This is a genomic window from Achromobacter sp. CF-sbj1-Ac2-l (assembly GCF_052698165.1).
The window spans coordinates 2,248,330-2,266,066 of the sequence record NZ_CP199855.1 but is presented as its reverse complement, the minus strand read 5'-3'; the positions used below and the strand labels follow the sequence as shown (position 1 = coordinate 2,266,066).

At 65.6% G+C, this 17,737-nt stretch carries 18 protein-coding genes; 10 read left to right on the top strand and 8 right to left on the bottom strand.

The window, feature by feature from the left end; all coding sequences use genetic code 11:
* Positions 1-42: 42 nt before the first annotated feature.
* Genes torD through ACUDCK_RS10375 form a run of 4 tightly spaced genes read right to left on the bottom strand, consistent with a single transcriptional unit; the run spans position 43 to position 4,727 of the window.
* Entirely contained in the window at positions 43-744 is a 702-nt protein-coding gene (gene torD, locus ACUDCK_RS10390; RefSeq protein WP_244976957.1) for a molecular chaperone TorD, read from the bottom strand.
* A 26-nt stretch (positions 745-770) separates the two neighbouring features.
* A complete protein-coding gene (torA, locus tag ACUDCK_RS10385) occupies positions 771-3,296 on the bottom strand; it encodes a trimethylamine-N-oxide reductase TorA (RefSeq protein ID WP_175168099.1) in 2,526 nt (841 codons plus the stop codon).
* A 7-nt stretch (positions 3,297-3,303) separates the two neighbouring features.
* Positions 3,304-4,524, bottom strand: coding sequence for a pentaheme c-type cytochrome TorC (gene torC, locus ACUDCK_RS10380; protein ID WP_175168098.1), 1,221 nt, complete (start codon positions 4,522-4,524; stop codon positions 3,304-3,306).
* A 38-nt stretch (positions 4,525-4,562) separates the two neighbouring features.
* Positions 4,563-4,727 carry a hypothetical protein gene (locus ACUDCK_RS10375; RefSeq protein WP_116793383.1) on the bottom strand — a complete coding sequence of 55 codons (165 nt, stop codon included), beginning with the start codon at positions 4,725-4,727 and terminating at the stop codon, positions 4,563-4,565.
* 413 nt (positions 4,728-5,140) lie between these two features.
* On the opposite strand from ACUDCK_RS10375, the gene ccmA reads away from it, so the two are divergent.
* The 9 genes from ccmA to ccmI are packed head-to-tail and all read left to right on the top strand — an operon-like array spanning position 5,141 to position 11,977.
* Complete coding sequence (gene ccmA / locus ACUDCK_RS10370) at positions 5,141-5,767, top strand: cytochrome c biogenesis heme-transporting ATPase CcmA (protein WP_175168097.1); 627 nt, start codon at positions 5,141-5,143, stop codon at positions 5,765-5,767.
* Positions 5,764-6,444, top strand: coding sequence for a heme exporter protein CcmB (ccmB, locus tag ACUDCK_RS10365; protein WP_054504032.1), 681 nt, complete (start codon positions 5,764-5,766; stop codon positions 6,442-6,444). The genes ccmA and ccmB overlap by 4 nt, the downstream gene beginning before the upstream one ends.
* A gap of 2 nt (positions 6,445-6,446) precedes the next feature.
* On the top strand, positions 6,447-7,250 hold the full coding sequence (ccmC, locus tag ACUDCK_RS10360; RefSeq protein ID WP_420867717.1) for a heme ABC transporter permease CcmC: 804 nt from the start codon (positions 6,447-6,449) through the stop codon (positions 7,248-7,250).
* Positions 7,247-7,456, top strand: coding sequence for a heme exporter protein CcmD (gene ccmD, locus ACUDCK_RS10355; RefSeq protein ID WP_240806400.1), 210 nt, complete (start codon positions 7,247-7,249; stop codon positions 7,454-7,456). The genes ccmC and ccmD overlap by 4 nt, the downstream gene beginning before the upstream one ends.
* On the top strand, positions 7,453-7,902 hold the full coding sequence (ccmE, locus tag ACUDCK_RS10350; protein ID WP_049074719.1) for a cytochrome c maturation protein CcmE: 450 nt from the start codon (positions 7,453-7,455) through the stop codon (positions 7,900-7,902). The genes ccmD and ccmE overlap by 4 nt, the downstream gene beginning before the upstream one ends.
* Positions 7,899-9,890: a heme lyase CcmF/NrfE family subunit gene (locus ACUDCK_RS10345; RefSeq protein WP_175168095.1), complete on the top strand. Its 1,992-nt coding sequence runs from the start codon at positions 7,899-7,901 to the stop codon at positions 9,888-9,890. The genes ccmE and ACUDCK_RS10345 overlap by 4 nt, the downstream gene beginning before the upstream one ends.
* Positions 9,887-10,420 (top strand): DsbE family thiol:disulfide interchange protein, encoded by a 534-nt coding sequence (locus ACUDCK_RS10340; protein ID WP_175168094.1) that lies wholly within the window; start codon positions 9,887-9,889, stop codon positions 10,418-10,420. Before ACUDCK_RS10345 ends, ACUDCK_RS10340 begins: the two co-directional genes overlap by 4 nt.
* Positions 10,410-10,973 (top strand): cytochrome c-type biogenesis protein, encoded by a 564-nt coding sequence (locus tag ACUDCK_RS10335; RefSeq protein ID WP_082401990.1) that lies wholly within the window; start codon positions 10,410-10,412, stop codon positions 10,971-10,973. Before ACUDCK_RS10340 ends, ACUDCK_RS10335 begins: the two co-directional genes overlap by 11 nt.
* Entirely contained in the window at positions 10,970-11,977 is a 1,008-nt protein-coding gene (gene ccmI, locus ACUDCK_RS10330) for a c-type cytochrome biogenesis protein CcmI (RefSeq protein WP_175168093.1), read from the top strand. Before ACUDCK_RS10335 ends, ccmI begins: the two co-directional genes overlap by 4 nt.
* 118 nt (positions 11,978-12,095) lie before the next feature.
* On the opposite strand, the gene ACUDCK_RS10325 is transcribed toward ccmI, so the two are convergent.
* On the bottom strand, positions 12,096-12,638 hold the full coding sequence (locus tag ACUDCK_RS10325) for a DNA-deoxyinosine glycosylase (protein ID WP_049074728.1): 543 nt from the start codon (positions 12,636-12,638) through the stop codon (positions 12,096-12,098).
* 252 nt (positions 12,639-12,890) lie between these two features.
* Here ACUDCK_RS10325 and ACUDCK_RS10320 point away from each other — a divergent pair, with 252 nt between their 5' ends.
* Entirely contained in the window at positions 12,891-13,754 is an 864-nt protein-coding gene (locus tag ACUDCK_RS10320; RefSeq protein WP_064522632.1) for a pirin family protein, read from the top strand.
* 229 nt (positions 13,755-13,983) lie between these two features.
* Here ACUDCK_RS10320 and ACUDCK_RS10315 read toward each other — a convergent pair whose 3' ends face one another.
* From ACUDCK_RS10315 to ACUDCK_RS10305, 3 genes are all read right to left on the bottom strand, one after another.
* Positions 13,984-14,994 carry a hypothetical protein gene (locus ACUDCK_RS10315; RefSeq protein WP_175168092.1) on the bottom strand — a complete coding sequence of 337 codons (1,011 nt, stop codon included), beginning with the start codon at positions 14,992-14,994 and terminating at the stop codon, positions 13,984-13,986.
* A gap of 190 nt (positions 14,995-15,184) precedes the next feature.
* Entirely contained in the window at positions 15,185-16,228 is a 1,044-nt protein-coding gene (locus ACUDCK_RS10310) for a hypothetical protein (protein WP_175168091.1), read from the bottom strand.
* A 267-nt stretch (positions 16,229-16,495) separates the two neighbouring features.
* Complete coding sequence (locus ACUDCK_RS10305; RefSeq protein WP_081273349.1) at positions 16,496-17,383, bottom strand: LysR family transcriptional regulator; 888 nt, start codon at positions 17,381-17,383, stop codon at positions 16,496-16,498.
* Between the last annotated feature and the right edge of the window lie 354 nt (positions 17,384-17,737).

Genomic DNA, 17,737 nt, shown 5'->3' with positions numbered 1-17,737 from the left:
GTTGATGCCGATCAATGGGGGACGGGTTTATTTCAGACGTTCTTATGCCTCCACCTCGAAAGACCGCAGGAAGTCGCGATCCTGGCGCAAAAACGCGGCCAGCAGCGCGCCGACGGCCGGATAGAAACGGAACGTCAGGGACTTGATGGCGTGCATGCGCGCCAGCCAGGCGTCGATCCAGGACAACAGGGCTGATTCAATGAACGCGGCCTGCTCCCGCGCCTGGCTCGAGAGGTCGGCGGGCCGATCGCAGGCCCTGGCCCAATGGGACATCAATGCCAGCATGACGGCGAGATGGTCTTCCGGCTCCTTGAATGGTTCGTCGAGCCGCAACCGATTGGACGCCAGCATCGCGCGCATCAACAGCGCCGGTTTGCCGTACAACTGTCCGCCGCCATCCAGATAGTGCGAGGCGTAAGGAAGCGGGCAGGCACGGCCCTCCATCAGGAACAGGGTGGCGAAGTCGGCGGCGTTCTCGACCGCGGCATCCGCGTGCCGCGCCCACTCCTGGAACACGCCAGCCACGGCGTCCGCCTCGCACCCCATTCCGAGTTCGGCGAGGACGGCCATCATGTCCGCGGCGCCCCCTCCCTGGTAAAGCGCCATGGCGTCCCGCCCCAGCTCCCGGGCAAATAGGGTGGAAAACCATCCATACAACTGCGACCGCAAAGAGGACGCCGCCACCCATTCCGGGTCGATGTGCTCGCTGTTCAACTGCTGCTCCGCGAAAAAGAGAGAGGGCAACACGCCCTCCCCGGCTCTCCCAGCTCTCAGAGGCTGGCCATGAGCTTGCCGTCGATATCGACTTCGGCCGGACCGCCGAATGCCGTCACCGCCGGCGCGACGCCCTTGAACAGCTCGATTTCCACCAGGCAGGTATTGGCGCTGGTCGCCTGCGCCAGCTCGGATGAGCCGATGTCCAGCGTCAATGTATTGGGATCGCCGTAGGTATCCAGCGCGCCGATCTCGGGTCCGGTCGGCCCATACCAGGCGCCCTCGTGAATGCGGACCACCCCGGGCGGGAAGTCGCTGGAGATGGCGGCCCCCGCCAGTAATTGCCCGCGGTCGTTGAAGACCCGCACCAGGTCGCCCTGGCGGATGCCGCGCTGCCGCGCGTCCTCGGGGCTGATATAGACGGGCTCGCGCCCCTGGATGGTGTAGGTCGCCCGCCGCGACGGTGATTCGCACGTCTGCGAATGCAGGCGCTCGTTGGGATGCGAAGACTGCATCCAGAGCGGGTACTTGTCCGAACGCGGACCGTTGTGCGACCGCTCGGCCTTTTCCATCCAGAGCGGATGCCCCTTGCAGTCGCGGTAGCCGAAGCTGGCGAGCTTGCGGCTGTAGATTTCGATGAACCCGGACGGCGTGCCCAGGGCGTTGACTTCCGGATCCTCGCGGAAATCGGCATGCCGCACCCACGGCTTGCCCTCCGGGAACAGCACGTAGCCCTGTTCCCAGAACTGCGCGAAGGGCGGCATGGCGAAGCCCTTGCCGGCGTTCTCCTTGCGGCACTCCTCGTACAGGAATTCGACCCACTGCATCTCGTTCATGTTGCGGGTGTATTCCACATCGCGCTGCATGCGCTTGCAGAAGTCGGTCCAGATGTCGAAATCCGAACGCGAGTGAAACAGCGGATCGACCAGCTTGTGCATGGCGATCACGCCCCGGTTGGAGAAGGTCCCGTAGGCATCGATGTCATTGCGCTCGAACGGCGTGCAGGCCGGCAACACAATGTCCGCGAAGCGGCAGGTGGCCGTCCAGTTGTAGTCGATCGCGACCACCGTCTCCAGCTTCTGGTAGGCCCGCTTCATGCGATTGCGGTCCTGCTGCCGGTGCCACTGGTTGCCGCCCGAGAAAATGGCCATCTTGTAGGGCGGCAGCTTGACCTTGTGGCCGTTGTAGTTGATTTCCTTGCCCGGCTCCAGCAGCGCGTCGATCACGCGGGCCACCGGCACCACCGCGCTGTAGCCTTGATAGTCGTCGTTCTCGTGCCGCGGTTTGCGGCCCGGATCCAGGTTCAGCGGGAACGAGCCCGGCATCGACGCCCCCGAAGCCGGCACGCCCGCCGAACTGTAGTGGTGGACGTAGCTGATGCCGCCTCCCGGCAAGCCGATCTGGCCCAGCATCGTGGCCAGGATCGCGGCCATCCAGTATGGCTGTTCGCCGTGCTGCTGGCGCTGGATCGCCCAGCCGAAGATCAACTGCGTGCGATTGCCCGCCATCAGGCGCGCCAGCTCGCGGATGCGCCCGGCCGGCACGCCGCAGATGGACTCGGCCCATTCGGGGGTGCGCTCGATCTTGTCCTCGGTCTTGCCTTCGACATAGGCGATGAATTCCTCGAAGCCCACGGCATAGGTCTCGATGAATTTCTTGTCGTACAACGCCTCTTTCCACAGGGTATGGATAAGGCCCAGCATCAGCGCCACGTCCGTCATGGGGTTGACGTACTGGTGTTCGCAGCCCAGGTAGTTGCGCGTCTTGCTTTTCACCGGGTCGACGCTGATCACCGAGATCTCGCCGCTGGCCACCTTCTGCTTGAGCCGCGCCAGATGCTCGTAGGCCTCGTGCGTTTCGGTGTTCCACCCCACCTGCAGGTTCTTGATCGGGTCGCTGGCCCAGAACACCAGCACCTGCGTCTCCTTCAGGATGATCTCCCACGACGTGCCCTGCGAGTACACCTCGGTCGACCCGAGCACATAGGGCAGGATGGTCTGGCCGGCGCCGGTCGAGTAGTCGCCTGCCGTGCCGACGCTGTTGCCGTGCATCCCCATCGCCCGCAGCATATGGTTGCCGCAGCTATGCATCAGGCCCACCGCGTGCCAGCCGACGTTGCCCACGTGCAGCGCCCACGGACCGTAGTCTTTCTGGATACGCTCCAGCTCGTCATAGACCAGGTCCAGGGCTTCGTCCCAGCCCACCCGGATGAACCGGTTGTCGCCCCGCGACGCCTGGCCGGCCTGGCTCGGGGCCGCCCCCGCGCGCCGGTTGCGATACCAGTCCAGGCGCACCATCGGGTATCGCACCCGCGATGGGCTGTACAGCACGTCGAGCGTGCCGTCCATAATCGGCGTGGGGTGCTTGTCGAACTCGAACGGCTTTATTTCCACCACGTGGCCGGCCACGACCCGGGCCCGGAAGGCGCCCCAATGCGCGCCCGAGAACTTCCAGCGGCCAGGATCGGCCGCGGTGGCGCCCGCGGCCCGCACGACATTGCCATTGCGCAGAAGCGGCGGCACCACGATGGAACCCAGTGAAGCGGCGACACCGCCCATGAAACGTCGACGGGAGATTTTCATTTCTTGCTCAGTGGGCCGAAGCCACACCGTCCTTGGCTACGAAATCGGAGGAATGCAACTGCAGGTACTTCAGGACCAGCCTGGCGGTCGGGTCATCCATGTTGGTGAAGCCGACCATGCCGCCGAACAGCCCCGGCCATTGGTTGGCGTCGTGCGAGGCCTCGTTCGGCTGGCGATGGCACACGCTGCAGCTTTGCGAATAGCTCTTGCGCGCCACCGCCCAGATCGGCTCGACGTCAGCCACCAGGCCGCCGCCGCGCAGCCAGACCGTCGCGGAGATCTTCTGCCACTGCAGGCCGGTCACCTCGTCGATCCGGCTTTCGATCACGTGGACCACGCCGTCGTCGCGCGACACGTCCTGGCTCAGCACGGCGCTGGTGATATTCATGCCGAACCGGCCGTACAGCACGCGGGCGTAACCCTTGTTCTTTCGCCAGAGCTGCAACTCGACCTGCACCGCGTCCTTTTTCTTCTGCAGCACCTTCACGCCGGTGGCGATCTCGATGGCGCCGATCTCGCGGGCCAGGCCCTCGTCCGCGTAAATCGGCTGCGGCATGACGCTGTAGTAGTCGCGGCCGGCGTCGATGGCGGCGCCGCGAGCGTCGGCGGTGAGCGCCGCCAGCGCCGGGTTGCCCTGCGACTTGACCTCTGGCAGCCGGTGCGCGATGCCCTTGTGGCAGTCGACGCAACTGGCATCGCGTTCGGCCGCGCCGTGCATGGTGGTCTGCGAGGTCACCCGCATCTTGTCGAAATCCATGCTGGCGTAATCATGGCAATTGCGGCATTCCTTGGAGTTGTTCGCCTTGAAGCGGGCCCACTCGCGCGTGGCCAGCACGATGCGGTGTTCCTGGAATTTCTCGGGCGTGCCGATGGTGCCCATCAGGTGCCCCAGCACTTCGCGCGAGGCCTGCATCTTGCGCGCGACCTTGGAGGTGAAGTCATGCGGCACGTGGCAGTCCGGACAGTGGGCGCGCACGCCCGAGCGGTTCTTCCAGTGCACGCTCTGCTGCAGCTCGGGCAGCACCGTGTCACGCATCGAGTGGCAGGAAATACAGAAGGCCTCGGTGTTGGTGGCGTTCATGCCGGTATTGAACAGGGCCAGGAACGTCACGCCGCCCAGGAACCCGCCGATGACCAGCACGCCCAGGCCGATGCGGGTGGCGGGACGCAGCAGCAGCGCGCCCGTCCATTGGATGATGGATTTGGCGATCTTGAAGGGATTTTTCATGTCGGTGGCTCAGGCTGCGGCTTTGTAGAACGGAGCATTCATGCCGGCGGCCCCCAGAACAGGATCTGCCCGAACCAGACGACGAATCCGTAGATGCAGATCATCAGGAACGCCACGACGGGACACGCCACAAAGGCCAGCGACAGGAACTTTGCCCACTCGGCCCCACCACCTTTACTGCTGTGCTTGGGTTTGCTTTTCACGGAGTACAACTATTTGGATATGAACGGCGACTGCGTCGAACCGCGTCGCGGCACAAGCAAGGCCGGCGGTCCCCGCGAGGGCCGTTGGCGGTTCGATGCCTTTTCATGATCGACGCGCGGCCGACCCTCGCATGTTGATCTCCGTCAAGCGCCGCAGGTCGCACGCGCCATCGCGCCCATTACTCAGACCGATCCGAAACCACGGCCGGGTGACCTCCGAAAAACGCATATCGTGGCGCGGCGATCTGCACCATGGTGAGGCCGACGGTAAACGCGTCCGACATAAATCCAAATGCGCCGCGGCCAAGCAAAACGGCGATCCGGATTCATTAATATCCGATCCCGTTGTCGGCTTCGCGCCGCCCTTGATGCAGCGGGGATTGTTGTCATGACTATCTGGATGGGCACCAGCCATGCTTGAAGCGCAGGGGCTCACATGTTCGAAAGGAACCCTTCTGCTGTTCGAAGACGTGTCGTTCCAGCTATGCGCGGGGCAACTGCTGCGCGTGACCGCGCCCAACGGCCATGGCAAGACCAGCCTGCTGCGCATCCTGTGCGGCCTGGCGCACGCCGACGCCGGCACGGTGTGCTGGCGCGGGGCCGACATCCACCGCCTGGGGCCGGCCTACCGCCAGCACCTGCTCTACCTGGGCCATGCCGACGCGCTCGCCGATTCCCTGACACCACTCGAAAACCTGCGCTTCCTGTGCCAGGCCCAGGCCGATGCCGTCTCCGCGGCGGCCTGTCGCGACGCGCTGTGCCGGATGGGCCTGGCGGCGATGCTCGACCTGCCGACGCGCCTGCTGTCGCGCGGCCAGCGGCGCCGCGTGATGCTGGCGCGGCTGTCGCTGCGCCCGGCGCGGCCGCTGTGGATCCTGGACGAACCCTTCAACCTGCTCGACGCGGCCACGGTGGCGGCGCTGACGCGGACGCTGGCAAACCATTGCGACAACGGCGGGTGCGTCCTCCTGACCACGCACCAGGAGGTGGCCTTCGACCGGCCGGTGCGCACCCTCGATCTTGGTCCAGGCGCGCCATGACGCGGCCGGCCAGTCCCTTCTTCGCCGTCCTGCGGCGCGATCTGCTGCTGCTTGGCCGAGGCCGGGCCGACGCCGTCGTCTCGCTGCTTTTCTTCGTGCTGGTCGCCTGCCTGTTCCCGCTGGGCGTGGGCGCCGATGCGGCCTTGCTGCGCACGCTCGGGCCCGGCGTTCTATGGGTCGCCGCGCTGCTCGCCGCGCTGTTGTCGCAGCATCGACTGTTCGCGCAGGACCACGCCGACGGCACGCTCGAACAGCTACTGCTTTCGCCGGGCGCCGCCACGCTCTGGGTGCTGGCCAAGATCACGGCGCACTGGATCGGAACCGGTCTGCCTTTGATCGCCCTGGCGCCCGTCATGGGCCTGCTGTTTGACCTGGGTCAGTGTTCGCGCCTGACCCTGTCGCTATCTTTCGCGCTGGGAACGCCGGTGCTGGCCCTGGTCGGCGCGATCGGCGCCGCGCTCTCCCTCGGGATGCGCGGCGGCGGCGTGCTGCAGGCCCTGTTGCTGCTGCCCTGGTTCGTGCCGGTGCTGATCTTCGGCGCGGGCTCGGTGGCCTCGTGTGGCACCGGCCAGCCGCCCGCCACCCCGTTCCTGCTGCTTGGCGGCGCGCTGCTGGCGGCGCTGGCGCTGGCCCCGCCCGCCTGTGTCCTGGCGCTGCGCTTCGCCGTCGAAGAATGAAGATGCCTCCCATGCCTGCCCTCCCGCCCGCTCCTCCCGCCCGCCGCGCCACCCGTCTGCTGCGGTTCGCCGCGCCACAGGCCTTCTATCCGCTGGCGGGCAGGCTGGTTCCCTGGTGTGGCGGGCTCGCCATCCTGCTTGGCGCATGCGGCCTGGCGATCGGCTTTTTCGTCGCGCCCACCGATGCCACCCAGGGCGAGGTCTACCGCATCATTTTCATCCACGTCGCCGCCGCGTGGATGTCGCTGTTCATCTATCTGCTGATGGCGTTCTGGTCCGCGCTCGGCCTGATCCTGCGCACCCGACTGTCGTTCATCATGGCGCGCGCGCTGGCTCCCACCGGCGCGCTGTTCTGCTTCGTCGCGCTCTGGAGCGGCGCGCTATGGGGCCGGCCAACCTGGGGCGTTTACTGGGTCTGGGACGCGCGGCTCACCTCGCAACTGATCCTGGGATTCCTGTACCTGGGCTACCTGGCGCTGACCGCCCTGACCGTCGATCCCCATCGCGGCGACCGCGCCGGGGCGCTGGTGGCCCTGGTGGGCGCCATCAACGTACCGGTCATCTATTTCTCGGTGTCCTGGTGGAGCACGCTGCACCAGGGCGCTTCGGTCAGCCTGACGCGCGCGCCGTCCATGGCGGCGACCATGCTGGCCGCCATGCTGCTCATGGCCCTGGCCGCGTGGGCCTACACCGCCGCCGTCGCGCTGGCGCGCGCGCGCGTCATGATGCTGGAGCGGGAGTGGCCGGCCGGCTGGGTGCGCGAGCTGGCGCGCCGCGAGACGGCGATGCGCAAGGAGCCGGCATGATGCACTGGCAATCCTGGGCCGCGTTCTGGCACATGGGCGGGCGCGCCGCCTTCGTCTGGGGCAGCTACGGCATGCTGGCCCTGCTGGTGCTGGCCGAATGCGTGTCGCTGGCCCGGCGGCGGCGGCGCGCGCTGCGGCGCCTGGCGGCGCTGGCTCGCGCCACCCCGGCGGCCGGGCGGCCATCACAGGACGGAGGACCGGCATGACTTCCCCCCGCCGCCGGCGGCTGCTCCTGCTGCTCTGTGCGGTCGCGCTGTTGAGCGCGGCTGCCGCCCTGATCCTGACGGCCATGCGCCAGAACCTGGTGTTCTTCCACACGCCCAGCGAAATCGCGCGCGGCGAGGCGCCACGACAGCGGCTGTTCCGCGTCGGCGGCATGGTGCTGGCCGGCTCGCTGCAACGCGAGGCCGACGGCCTGGGCGTGCGCTTCATCGTCACCGACACCGCCCACGAGGTCCCCGTGGTGTATCGCGGCGCCCTGCCCGACCTGTTCCGCGAAGGCACGGGCGTGGTGGCGCAGGGCACGCTGGACGCCGACGGCGTGTTCACCGCGACCAGCGTGCTGGCCCGCCACGACGAGAACTACACGCCGATCGAAGTGCGCGACGCCATCGCGCGCGCCCACGACGCCAGCAGGACGGTGCGGCCATGATCGCCGAAGTCGGCCACTTTTCCCTGGTGCTTGGCTTCGCGCTGGCGCTGGTGCAGGCCATCGTGCCACTGTATGGCGCCTGGCGCGGCCGCGCGGCGCTGATGGCGGTCGGCTGCGGCGCCGCGCGCGGGCAACTGCTGTTCGTGCTGCTGTCATACGCCTGCCTGCACCTACTGTTCATCGCCAATGATTTCTCCGTGCGGCTGGTGGCGGACAACAGCCACAGCCGCACGCCGCTGATCTACCGGATCACCGCGGTCTGGGGCAATCACGAGGGCTCCATGTTGTTGTGGATCGTTTCGCTGTCGCTGTGGACGGTGGCGGTGACGCGCTGGAGCCGCGGGCTGCCCGAGGTCTTCACGGCGCGCGTCCTGGGCGTGCTCGGCGCGGTCGGCGCGGGCTTCACCGCCTTCACGCTGCTGACCTCCAACCCCTTCGCCCGCATGCTGCCCGCGGCGCGCGAGGGCCGCGACCTGAACCCGCTGTTGCAGGACCCCGGCATGATCATCCACCCGCCCTTGCTGTACCTGGGCTACGTGGGCTTCAGCATCGCCTTCGCCTTTGCCATCGCGGCCCTGATGACGGGACGCCTGGATGCCGCCTGGGCGCGCTGGTCGCGGCCCTGGACCGTGGCCGCCTGGGTGCTGCTGACCGCCGGCATCGCGGTGGGATCGAGCTGGGCCTATTACGAGCTGGGCTGGGGCGGCTGGTGGTTCTGGGATCCGGTCGAGAACGCCTCGTTCATGCCGTGGCTGCTGGGCACCGCGCTGATCCACTCGCTGGCCGTGACCGAAAAGCGCGGCGCGTTCCGCGGCTGGACCGTGCTGCTGGCGATCGGCACCTTCTCGCTATCGCTGCTGGGCACGTTCCTGGTGCGATCCGGCGTCGTCACCTCGGTGCACGCCTTCGCCACCGACCCGGCGCGCGGCGTGTTCATCCTGTGCCTGCTGGTGACGGTGGTGGGCGCATCGCTGTTGCTATACGCCTGGCGCGCCCCGCGGCTGCAGGGCGGCGGCCACTTCCAATTGGTATCGCGCGACGCCGCCTTGCTGGCCAACAACGCGCTGCTGTCCGTGGCCTGCGCGGCGGTGCTGCTCGGCACCCTCTACCCGCTGTTGCTCGACGCCCTGGGCCTGGGCAAGATTTCGGTGGGACCGCCCTACTTCGACACCACCTTCGTGCCCTTGATGACGCCGGTGCTCGCGCTGCTGGTGCCCGGCGCCGTGGCGCGCTGGAAGGCCGACACCTGGCAACGGCTGGCGCGCCGCCTGGGGCCGGCCGCGCTCGCCAGCGCGCTGCTGGGCCCGGCGCTGGGCTACGGGCTCGGGCACTTCACCTGGCGCGCCTGCCTGGGCCTGGCGCTGGCGGCCTGGATCGTGCTGGGCAGCCTGCACTTGCTGGCGGAGCGCCTGCGCGGCGGCGGGCGGGCCGACATCGCCACCCGCCTGCGCGGCATCCCCGGGAGCTGGTGGGGCATGTGGCTGGCGCATCTGGGCCTGGGCGTGTTCATCATCGGCGTCACCATGGTCAACAGCTTCCAGTCACAGCTCGACGTGCGCATGCTGCCCGGCCAGACAGCCCATCTGGCCGGGTACGCCTTCACCTTCGGCGGCGTCGAGCAGGTCGCCGGCCCCAACTGGATCGCCGCGCGCGCCACCCTCGACGTCGCGCGCGGGGGCAGGCATGTCGCCACGCTGCGGCCGGAGACCCGCCACTACGTGACCCAGGCGATGCCGATGACGCAATCGGCCATCGACGTCGGCCCCTTGCGCGATCTCTACACCGCGCTGGGCGAAAGCCTGCCCGACGGCGGCTGGATCGTGAACCTGTTCCACAAGCCGTTCATCAGTTGGATCTGGGCCGGCTGCGCGCTGATGATCCTCGGCGGCCTGGCCGCCGCCGCCGACCGCCGCTACCGCAAGCCGGCTTCGCGGCGCGACGCCGCGCCCACGGGCCACGGCCGGCCGCCTCAAAGCGAACAGCCATGAAACTACGATCCCTCGTGCCCCTGCTGTTGTTCCTCGGGCTGGCGGTCATGCTTGCAATCGGCCTGGGCCTGGACCCGCGCGAGCTGCCCTCGCCCCTGGTGCGCCAGCCCGCGCCGCCCTTCACGCTGGCGCGGCTGGACGCGCCGGGAAGCCAGTTCGGGCTGGACGACATGCGCGGCCGGGTCTGGCTGCTCAACGTCTGGGCCAGTTGGTGCGTCGCCTGCCGCGTCGAACACCCCGTGCTGCTGCGCGCCGCCCGCGAAGGCCGCATTGCCATCGTCGGGCTGGACTACAAGGATGAAGACAGCGCGGCGCGCGAATGGCTGGCGCGCCTGGGCAACCCCTACACCGCCACGGTGCTCGACCCGCGCGGCAGACTCGGCATCGACTATGGCGTGTACGGCGTGCCCGAGACCTTTCTCATCGACGCCCAGGGCGTCATCCGCTACAAGCACGTCGGGCCGGTCACGCAGGACGTGCTCGACAACATCCTGATCCCCCGGGCGCGGGAGGCGCTGAATGAACCCTGACATCCCCCGCCAGCCTCGCCCCACGATACGACGCACCGCCGTGGCCAGCGGTTGGCACGCGACCGGCCGCGGCATCGCGCTGGCGCTATTCATTGCGGCCCGGGCCGTGGCCGGCGAGGCGCCCGCCGCCGCGTCCGACCCCGCCCTGGAAGCGCACGTCCAGGCCTTCACGCGCGACCTGCGCTGCCTGGTGTGCCAGAACGAATCCCTGGCGGACTCGCGCGCGCCGCTGGCGCGCGACCTGCGCGACGAAGTGCGTCGCCTGTTCCGCTCGGGTCAGGACGAGGTCCAGGTGCGCCAGTTCCTGGTATCGCGCTATGGCGACTACGTGCTCTATCGCCCGCCGCTGAAAGCCCGCACCGCGCTGCTGTGGATCGGGCCCGGCGTGCTGCTTGCCGGCGCCATGGGCGGCCTGCTGTGGCGTTTGCGGCGCCATGCCCGCGCGCCGGAGCCGCCCTTGCCCGCGCCGCAAGCGCAGGCGGCCCGGGCCCTGCTGGCCGAGCCCCCGCAAGACGCCGCGCCGTCCGCCGCCAGCGGAGAGCGCGCCCCATGATCCTGTTCTGGCTCCTCGCGGCCGGCATGGTCGCCGTCGCCCTGCTGTTCGTGCTGCCGCCCCTGCTGGCGCCAGAAGCCGCCGGCCGGCGCGGCGGCTCGCACCAGGCGCAGGCATCGCTGGCGGTGTTGCGCGAACAACTGGCGCAATTGCAGGCCGACCATGCCAGCGGGCGAATCGCACCGGACCACTATGCCCAGGCGCGCGCCGAGATCGAGCGGCGCGCCCTGCGGGAAGGATGCGCGGCGCCGGACCGCCTCGATACCCGGCCCGCGCCCCGTTGGGCCCTGGCGGTGGCCTTGGGGCTGGGCGCGATCAGCGTCGGCCTGTACGCCGCGCTCGGCGACCCGGCGGCCCTGACGCCGGCAGACGCCGACCCGCACGCGTCGCCCTCCGCCGGCGCCGGCCACGACCCCGGCGATCCCATGGCCGAACGGCTGGCTGGCTTGATCCAGCACCTGCAGGCCCACCCGGACGACGCCGAGGGCTGGATGACATTGGCCCGCACCTACGCGACGCTGGGGGATTTCGCCGGCGGCGCGGCAACCTGGGCGCGCATGGGCGCCCGGGCGCCGCAGGATCCCGGCGTGCTGGCGGACTGGGCCGACCTCCTGGCCACTGCGGCGGACGGGGATTTTTCGGGCGAACCCGACCGCCTGATCGGCCGGCTGCTGGCGCTTGCGCCCGACGACGTGAAAGGCCTGGCCCTGGCCGGCACCAGCGCGTTTTTCCGCGGCGACTTCCACGGCGCCATCGACGCCTGGGAACGCCTGCTGCCGCTGGTCGACCCGGATGGCCCCGTCCACGAGCAGATCCAGGCCAGCCTGGCGCAGGCCCGCCGGGCGGCCGAGGGTGCGGCGGCTGATGGTGGGGCGACCGATGGTGCGGCGACCGATGGTGGAGCGGCTGATCGTACAGCGGCTGATCGCGCGGCGGCCGGCGCGGAAGGCCCCGCCTTCCCACCGGGAGCTCGCGCCAGTGGCGGCCGCGGCCGGCAGGATTGACCGTCCGCATTCCTCACGGCCAATCCACGCCCGCCTCCCGCTGTTCCCGTTGCCCCTTCGGCGCGAGATCTCCCGCCGTGCGTCGCTGCCCGGGCGACGCCAGCGCCCGGGCGCAGGATCAGGCAGGCACCGTCAACGCCTCGCGCCAGGCGGCCAGCTTCTTCTCGAACGACGCGGCCGCGTGGGCCGGGCTGGTGGATGGCAGGTCGACGTACTCCAGCGGCCGCGCCGGCAGGCGCGGCAACACATGGCGGCGGTACAGGCTGGCCGCCTTGGCGCCGTTGAAGCAGACCCGCACCAGGCGCGGATGCGCCAACAGGAACGCCGCGAAGTCGTTGGGCACCAGGGTATCGCCGCGGATGTCCGCATCCAGGCTGCCCGGCCGTTCGCAGGCCTGCAGCACGTCCCAGAGCGCGACGCCGGCGGATCGCAGCGCTTGCAGGCGCCGCGGGTAGTCGGCGGCGGGATCGAACCCCAGCACCTGGCCCGCGATGGGCCAGAAGGCGTTGCGCGGATGGGCGTAATAACGCGCCTGCCGCAGCGAGGCGACGCCGGGCATGGAGCCCAGCACCAGGATGCGGGCGTCGGCGGCGGCAACCGGGGCGAAGCCCTGGACGTGGGCATATCGGTCGGCCACGGTGGTATCGGCAATTCGTTGCATGGCGCAAGAATACCCGGGTTCGCGGGCCTTCCGCCGCCGCCCGCGCCGGCCACCGGAACGGGTCCGGGCCCGGATTCCTCCCGGCGCCGCGCGTGCCTCACTGGCAACACCTGCCCAGGTCTGGCGCTATCAGTGTCCTATTCCTGGAACAGTGCTTATCGATGGCGGGGACTACCGAAAGCGGCCTCCCGCCCTTATCTTGACAGGTATGACGAACGGCCCCGCAGGGGCCGCGCAACAGGAATGACGATCATGAAGAAGATTCTGGGTGTGCATGCCAGCCCGCGTCCCCACTGGGTGGGCGACGGCTTTCCGGTGCGCTCGATGTTCTCGTACAACGACAAGGGCAAGAACGTCAGCCCGTTCCTGCTCCTGGACTACGCCGGCCCGGCGCAATTCGCGCCGGCCACGCAACCGCGCGGCGTCGGCCAGCATCCGCACCGCGGCTTCGAAACCGTGACCATCGTCTACAGCGGCGAGGTCGAGCACCGCGACTCCACCGGCAACGGCGGCGTCATCGGGCCTGGAGACGTGCAGTGGATGACGGCCGCCTCGGGTATCCTGCATGAAGAGTTCCACTCCCCCGCGTTCACCCGCCAGGGCGGCGAGCTGGAGATGGTGCAGTTGTGGGTCAATCTGCCGGCCAAGGACAAGAAGGCGCCGGCCGGCTACCAGAGCCTGCTGAACGCGGATATCCCGGTGGTGTCGCTGCCTGGCGATGCCGGCTCGCTGCGCGTCATCGCCGGCAGCTACGGCGGCCAGACCGGTCCGGCGCGCACCTTCACGCCGATCGACGTGTGGGACGTGCGCCTGTCCGCCGGCAAGACCGCGACCTTCGCGATCCCGACGGGCCGCAACAGCATGCTGGTGATGCTGCGCGGCACGGTGCTGGTCAACGGCGAAGCCGTGGCGCGCGACGCGCAACTGACGCTGTTCTCGCAGGATGGCGACGAGATCACGGTCGAAGCCAACAACGACGCCGTGTTCCTGGTGTTGAGCGGCGAGCCGATCGACGAGCCGGTGGTGGGATACGGGCCGTTTGTGATGAATTCGCAGGCGGAGATCGTCGAGGCGATCCAGGACTTCAATGCCGGGAAGTATGGGCAGATGCATTAAAGGGCGGGACCGGCGATAGCTGGTCGGTCCTGCTGGATGAGGCCGCGTTTCCTGGGTTGGGGAACGCGGCTTTTTGTTGGGCAACGGAGTGGCGTGGGAGTCGCGTTACGACCCAAAGCGGAAGTTCGGCGGATCAAAGTGCTGCTTAGCGGAGATGGCTAAGCGAGGTCAGACCAGACTGAATAAACTGCCCGACGTCCCTTTTTTTTCATCTAAGTTGTGACTGTGTTCATGCGCACCCCGAAGGTGGGATTTTCCCTAAGTAGTCCTGAAGATCTCTATGAAAATCTGGCCCATGCTGTCCAAGTAAGAGATACGCGAAAATCTCCCGGAGGGACCGCCGTAGGTGCGGAATATCGTCATGCATGATTGGCGCATAGGGCGTGTCGCCATACCTATTCGACGGATGAAGTGTCATTACACGCTGTTCGTAAAACTCACCAAAATATCTCTCTGTGTCGTCTGGAGCACTTAAGCCAAATGGAGCGTCAAAGTGCTGATGAAGCCACATTGCGGCATCATGAGCGGATGGATCCTTGATTCCGAGGCCATGTAGATGGCGCTTCACCAAACTGAACGATGCATCGAGTGCTATGTAGAGTGAGCCTATAGCTTCCTCGTTGAATTCGTAGTGCTGTCGAAGCATGTCGGCCTTGATAAGCGTATAGATTCCTCGAAAGAAGACAAAGCTCGCATCATTAAGGGCTTCCCAAAACGCTAACAATCGGTCAAAGCCATATCGTCCCGCAGGGATGGTGTTGTACTTCTTGCTGAAGACTCCGCGAAGCAACGCATGTTGACCAAAAGAAGTATTGGCCTCCGTGGCAGTTTTCAACAGAAGTTCCCTCACGCGATGTACGGTTAAAGGGCAAGTCAGATCGAGTTCGTTTGCGTCGAGTCGAGGGCTGTATCGCACGACGGGATACAAGCTGACATAAGGTTCGTCCCGAAGTTCACATAGGACTAACGACGCCATTAATCGAAGCTCTTCTGGCGAAGCCCAATCGAACTCAGAATAGGGTGCATCTTCTACTATGTCTGCCCAATCGCCACCATGCACCACAGAAAAAGCGATATCTTCGTCAGCGTAGAAGAACCCTAAGGGCACATGCTGAATCCCACGCGGATAAGTCCCTCGTGGATCCATCACCATCACTCGATAAGTCGGGGTGCCTCTCCGAGCGATGACTTCTTTCCATGGTAGAAACGTTATCGGTTTGGTTACCAGTGCGCGGTCCATTCAGCTCCTTTACAAAGCGGCCAGCCGGTCAAAGTTCACGAATGTACATTCTGGCCGCGGGCAGTCGTCCAGCGGCGGCATCTTTCGACCCGAAACGGTCGTGCCTTGCGAAGACAAACGGTCTGATAGCATTACCCAAAACTGACGGCACGCAGCGCTAAAAAATGAAGTTGGACGTACGCAGGTTATTTTATCGGGTACGGTCTTTGGCTTCTCTCATGGATCCTTGTGAGTTGCGTACACCCAGGGGAGTGTAAGTGGTCGTAGGTACACCGCCGGCAGCTTTATGCGCCCGCAGCGCACGTTTTATGCGTCCGGATGACATCGGAATACTTGCCGGTGCCGCGCGTTGCACCAGTGCTTGGCCCCAATATTCTTCATACATGTCGCGATGAAGTTGGTGAAGCTGTGATCGAGATAGTCGGTCAAAAAATCCAGTTCTGGCCAGAAGGTCTCGGAGCCGGGTTCGACTCGGATGAGAGAGTGCTACTAAGAAGACATAGCGACACTCGAGGAATGTGATTTGAGCGAATACTAGCTCTTTATAGGCGTCAATAAGTAGATGGTCCGGCGCTCCCCTAAGCATCTGCTCAAGTAGCACTTCAAAGGTGTCTATCAGGCGAGTTTGGGGATGAATTTCTGTCGCGACAATCTTGAAATTTCGGAAATGGAGGTAGTCGATACATCGCCTGTCCTCCGTTGTGAGCGATCCGCTATCTCGCCTACTTGCAATTCCGCGCGATAGACCATTCACCCCTTCCTCTATGAGAGCGGCGTCCACTCTGCTCAGGGCATTTTTCAGCACCGCGCGCCCCGTCGTCTCACCAACGCGGACCTCTGAAAGAGTTTGTCGATAGATATCTAAAAGCCTGAACAAGACTTCTTCATATCGCCTTTTTTCGTCATTCTGACGATTTTGCCTGGCATCTTCTTCCTGAGCGCGGATCTGGCGTTGCTGTAGCAGCAAGGTGATGACTAGGCCGCCGAATCCCAAAGCAGTGAACAACGAAGTGACTCGGCCAAAGCTATCTCCATAGACGCCAAAATGCTCGACGGTCTGTTCAGTTGGATGCGGAATTTCATTTGCTAAATAGGACCAAAGTACGCCCACTGCAACTAATGCCACGAATGGTCCCCAAATGCTTTTGATGAACCGGGCAAGCGTTGCACGAGGATTGCTTCTGAATCCGCGGACTCGCGACGGAATGGCGATTGTTTGATCTTCCATTTTCATACGCCGTAGGCTCCTCCAGTCGGAATAATGAGACCTTCATTCGTTGGAGCGACCTGCCTTTCTGGCTATGTCGCGCTAATTCTCGCCATCAGAGAGATGATTATGGGCGATCTAACAGTCAACGTCGACAGGCCGCTCCTGGCCGTATGCCGCCCTGGATCGCCGGCCGATGACGACCCGTTGCTGCCAATGCCCCCCAGTGCGGTAGTTCGCATTGCGGGTCAATAACTCAGGAGGAAATTTCGTGGCCTCTCGGGATCGCACGTGTTAGGTAGCGAACTCTGCTAGGACTTCCAGAACAGCAGCCATAGCCTCACTGGGAGCTGGAAAGCTTCGATGCGCTACGGCCATCGGGCGCATGAGCCGCGGGTGAAGAGGGCGAACCGATATGTCTGGCGTCCGGTGTTGATCGTCCACTTCTTCCAAGGGCAAGATCGCGGCGCTCTGGCTGGCACTGGCCAAGCTCTTCAATGCGCCGGGGTAGCTCAGAGTCAAATAGGGGCGGGGGTTTAGGCCAGCCTGCCCGAACCACGACGCCACAAGGCCATACATTTGGGTGCCCGGCGCGAAACAGGCCCACCGCTTCGTGGACAACCATTCTGGTGTCACTGTTTCGGGAACCTCCCAGGAAGCAGGTATCAGTGCAACCATTGGGTCGTTTCGCCAGGGAACGAGCGCAACACGCGCGACGGCAGGTTGGGGGCTGGCCACGATGCCGATATCGAGAGTCGCGGCATGTAGCCGTTGCATAGCCTCGGCTGATCCTACTGCCTCCAGCTTCAGTTCCACCCCTGGTTTTCGCCGCTTAAGGGCATCGAGCATCAGCGGCAGTCGTCGCATTCCGACGCCGACCGACACCCCAATCTTTACCACGCCGTCACCGCCGGCTGCCGTGCTGCGTACGAGATCAATCAGATCGTCACTCGAGGCAAGTAGCTTGCGCCCCTCTTGCACCAGTGCCAACCCTGCTGGCGTCAGCGCTGTTTGCCGTCTACCGCGCTCGAGCAGGTTTGCCTGCATGCGAGATTCCAGTTCCTTGACATGCAAACTGATTGTCGGAGGAGCAAGGTGAAGTGCCTGGGCGGCAGCTGCGAACGTGCCTAGATCTGCAATCGCTATCAGCGTTTGAAGTTGGTCCAAATTCAAATTGCGCATCAGTATTCCTGACCATATAGATCAGTAAGGTCAACTTTACGGATGGTAAGGGATATTCGAACATCTCGCTCATGGAAAACAAGACATCCGAACAACAAGACAACGCCGCCCAGGCTCCTGCCGACATGGCACCGGGCCACCCGAAAAAGTACGTTTCGAGATGGATAGCGGAGACGATCTCTCTACTTCAAAAGGCCGAAAAGAAGATCATTGAGAGCTTTCGAGTGCCTCCGAATGGCGGTTAATCCAAGGCGTATCCCAAGGTAGCGTTCCCCGTGTTTTTGCAACTGCGCGATAGTGGGCCGACTCGATCGCCTTTACCTTCTGACCGTGGACTTCCAACTGAGAGTCCTG

What these genes read in the sequence shown, in the direction of transcription:
- torA (WP_175168099.1), bottom strand. Translation starts at nt 3,296, where the DNA reads ATGAAAATCTCCCGTCGACGTTTCATGGGCGGTGTCGCCGCTTCACTG.
- torC (WP_175168098.1), bottom strand. Translation starts at nt 4,524, where the DNA reads ATGAAAAATCCCTTCAAGATCGCCAAATCCATCATCCAATGGACGGGC.
- ccmA (WP_175168097.1), top strand. Translation starts at nt 5,141, where the DNA reads ATGCTTGAAGCGCAGGGGCTCACATGTTCGAAAGGAACCCTTCTGCTG.
- ccmB (WP_054504032.1), top strand. Translation starts at nt 5,764, where the DNA reads ATGACGCGGCCGGCCAGTCCCTTCTTCGCCGTCCTGCGGCGCGATCTG.
- ccmC (WP_420867717.1), top strand. Translation starts at nt 6,447, where the DNA reads ATGCCTCCCATGCCTGCCCTCCCGCCCGCTCCTCCCGCCCGCCGCGCC.
- ccmD (WP_240806400.1), top strand. Translation starts at nt 7,247, where the DNA reads ATGATGCACTGGCAATCCTGGGCCGCGTTCTGGCACATGGGCGGGCGC.
- ccmE (WP_049074719.1), top strand. Translation starts at nt 7,453, where the DNA reads ATGACTTCCCCCCGCCGCCGGCGGCTGCTCCTGCTGCTCTGTGCGGTC.
- ACUDCK_RS10345 (WP_175168095.1), top strand. Translation starts at nt 7,899, where the DNA reads ATGATCGCCGAAGTCGGCCACTTTTCCCTGGTGCTTGGCTTCGCGCTG.
- ACUDCK_RS10340 (WP_175168094.1), top strand. Translation starts at nt 9,887, where the DNA reads ATGAAACTACGATCCCTCGTGCCCCTGCTGTTGTTCCTCGGGCTGGCG.
- ACUDCK_RS10335 (WP_082401990.1), top strand. Translation starts at nt 10,410, where the DNA reads ATGAACCCTGACATCCCCCGCCAGCCTCGCCCCACGATACGACGCACC.
- ccmI (WP_175168093.1), top strand. Translation starts at nt 10,970, where the DNA reads ATGATCCTGTTCTGGCTCCTCGCGGCCGGCATGGTCGCCGTCGCCCTG.
- ACUDCK_RS10325 (WP_049074728.1), bottom strand. Translation starts at nt 12,638, where the DNA reads ATGCAACGAATTGCCGATACCACCGTGGCCGACCGATATGCCCACGTC.
- ACUDCK_RS10320 (WP_064522632.1), top strand. Translation starts at nt 12,891, where the DNA reads ATGAAGAAGATTCTGGGTGTGCATGCCAGCCCGCGTCCCCACTGGGTG.
- ACUDCK_RS10315 (WP_175168092.1), bottom strand. Translation starts at nt 14,994, where the DNA reads ATGGACCGCGCACTGGTAACCAAACCGATAACGTTTCTACCATGGAAA.
- ACUDCK_RS10310 (WP_175168091.1), bottom strand. Translation starts at nt 16,228, where the DNA reads ATGAAAATGGAAGATCAAACAATCGCCATTCCGTCGCGAGTCCGCGGA.
- ACUDCK_RS10305 (WP_081273349.1), bottom strand. Translation starts at nt 17,383, where the DNA reads ATGCGCAATTTGAATTTGGACCAACTTCAAACGCTGATAGCGATTGCA.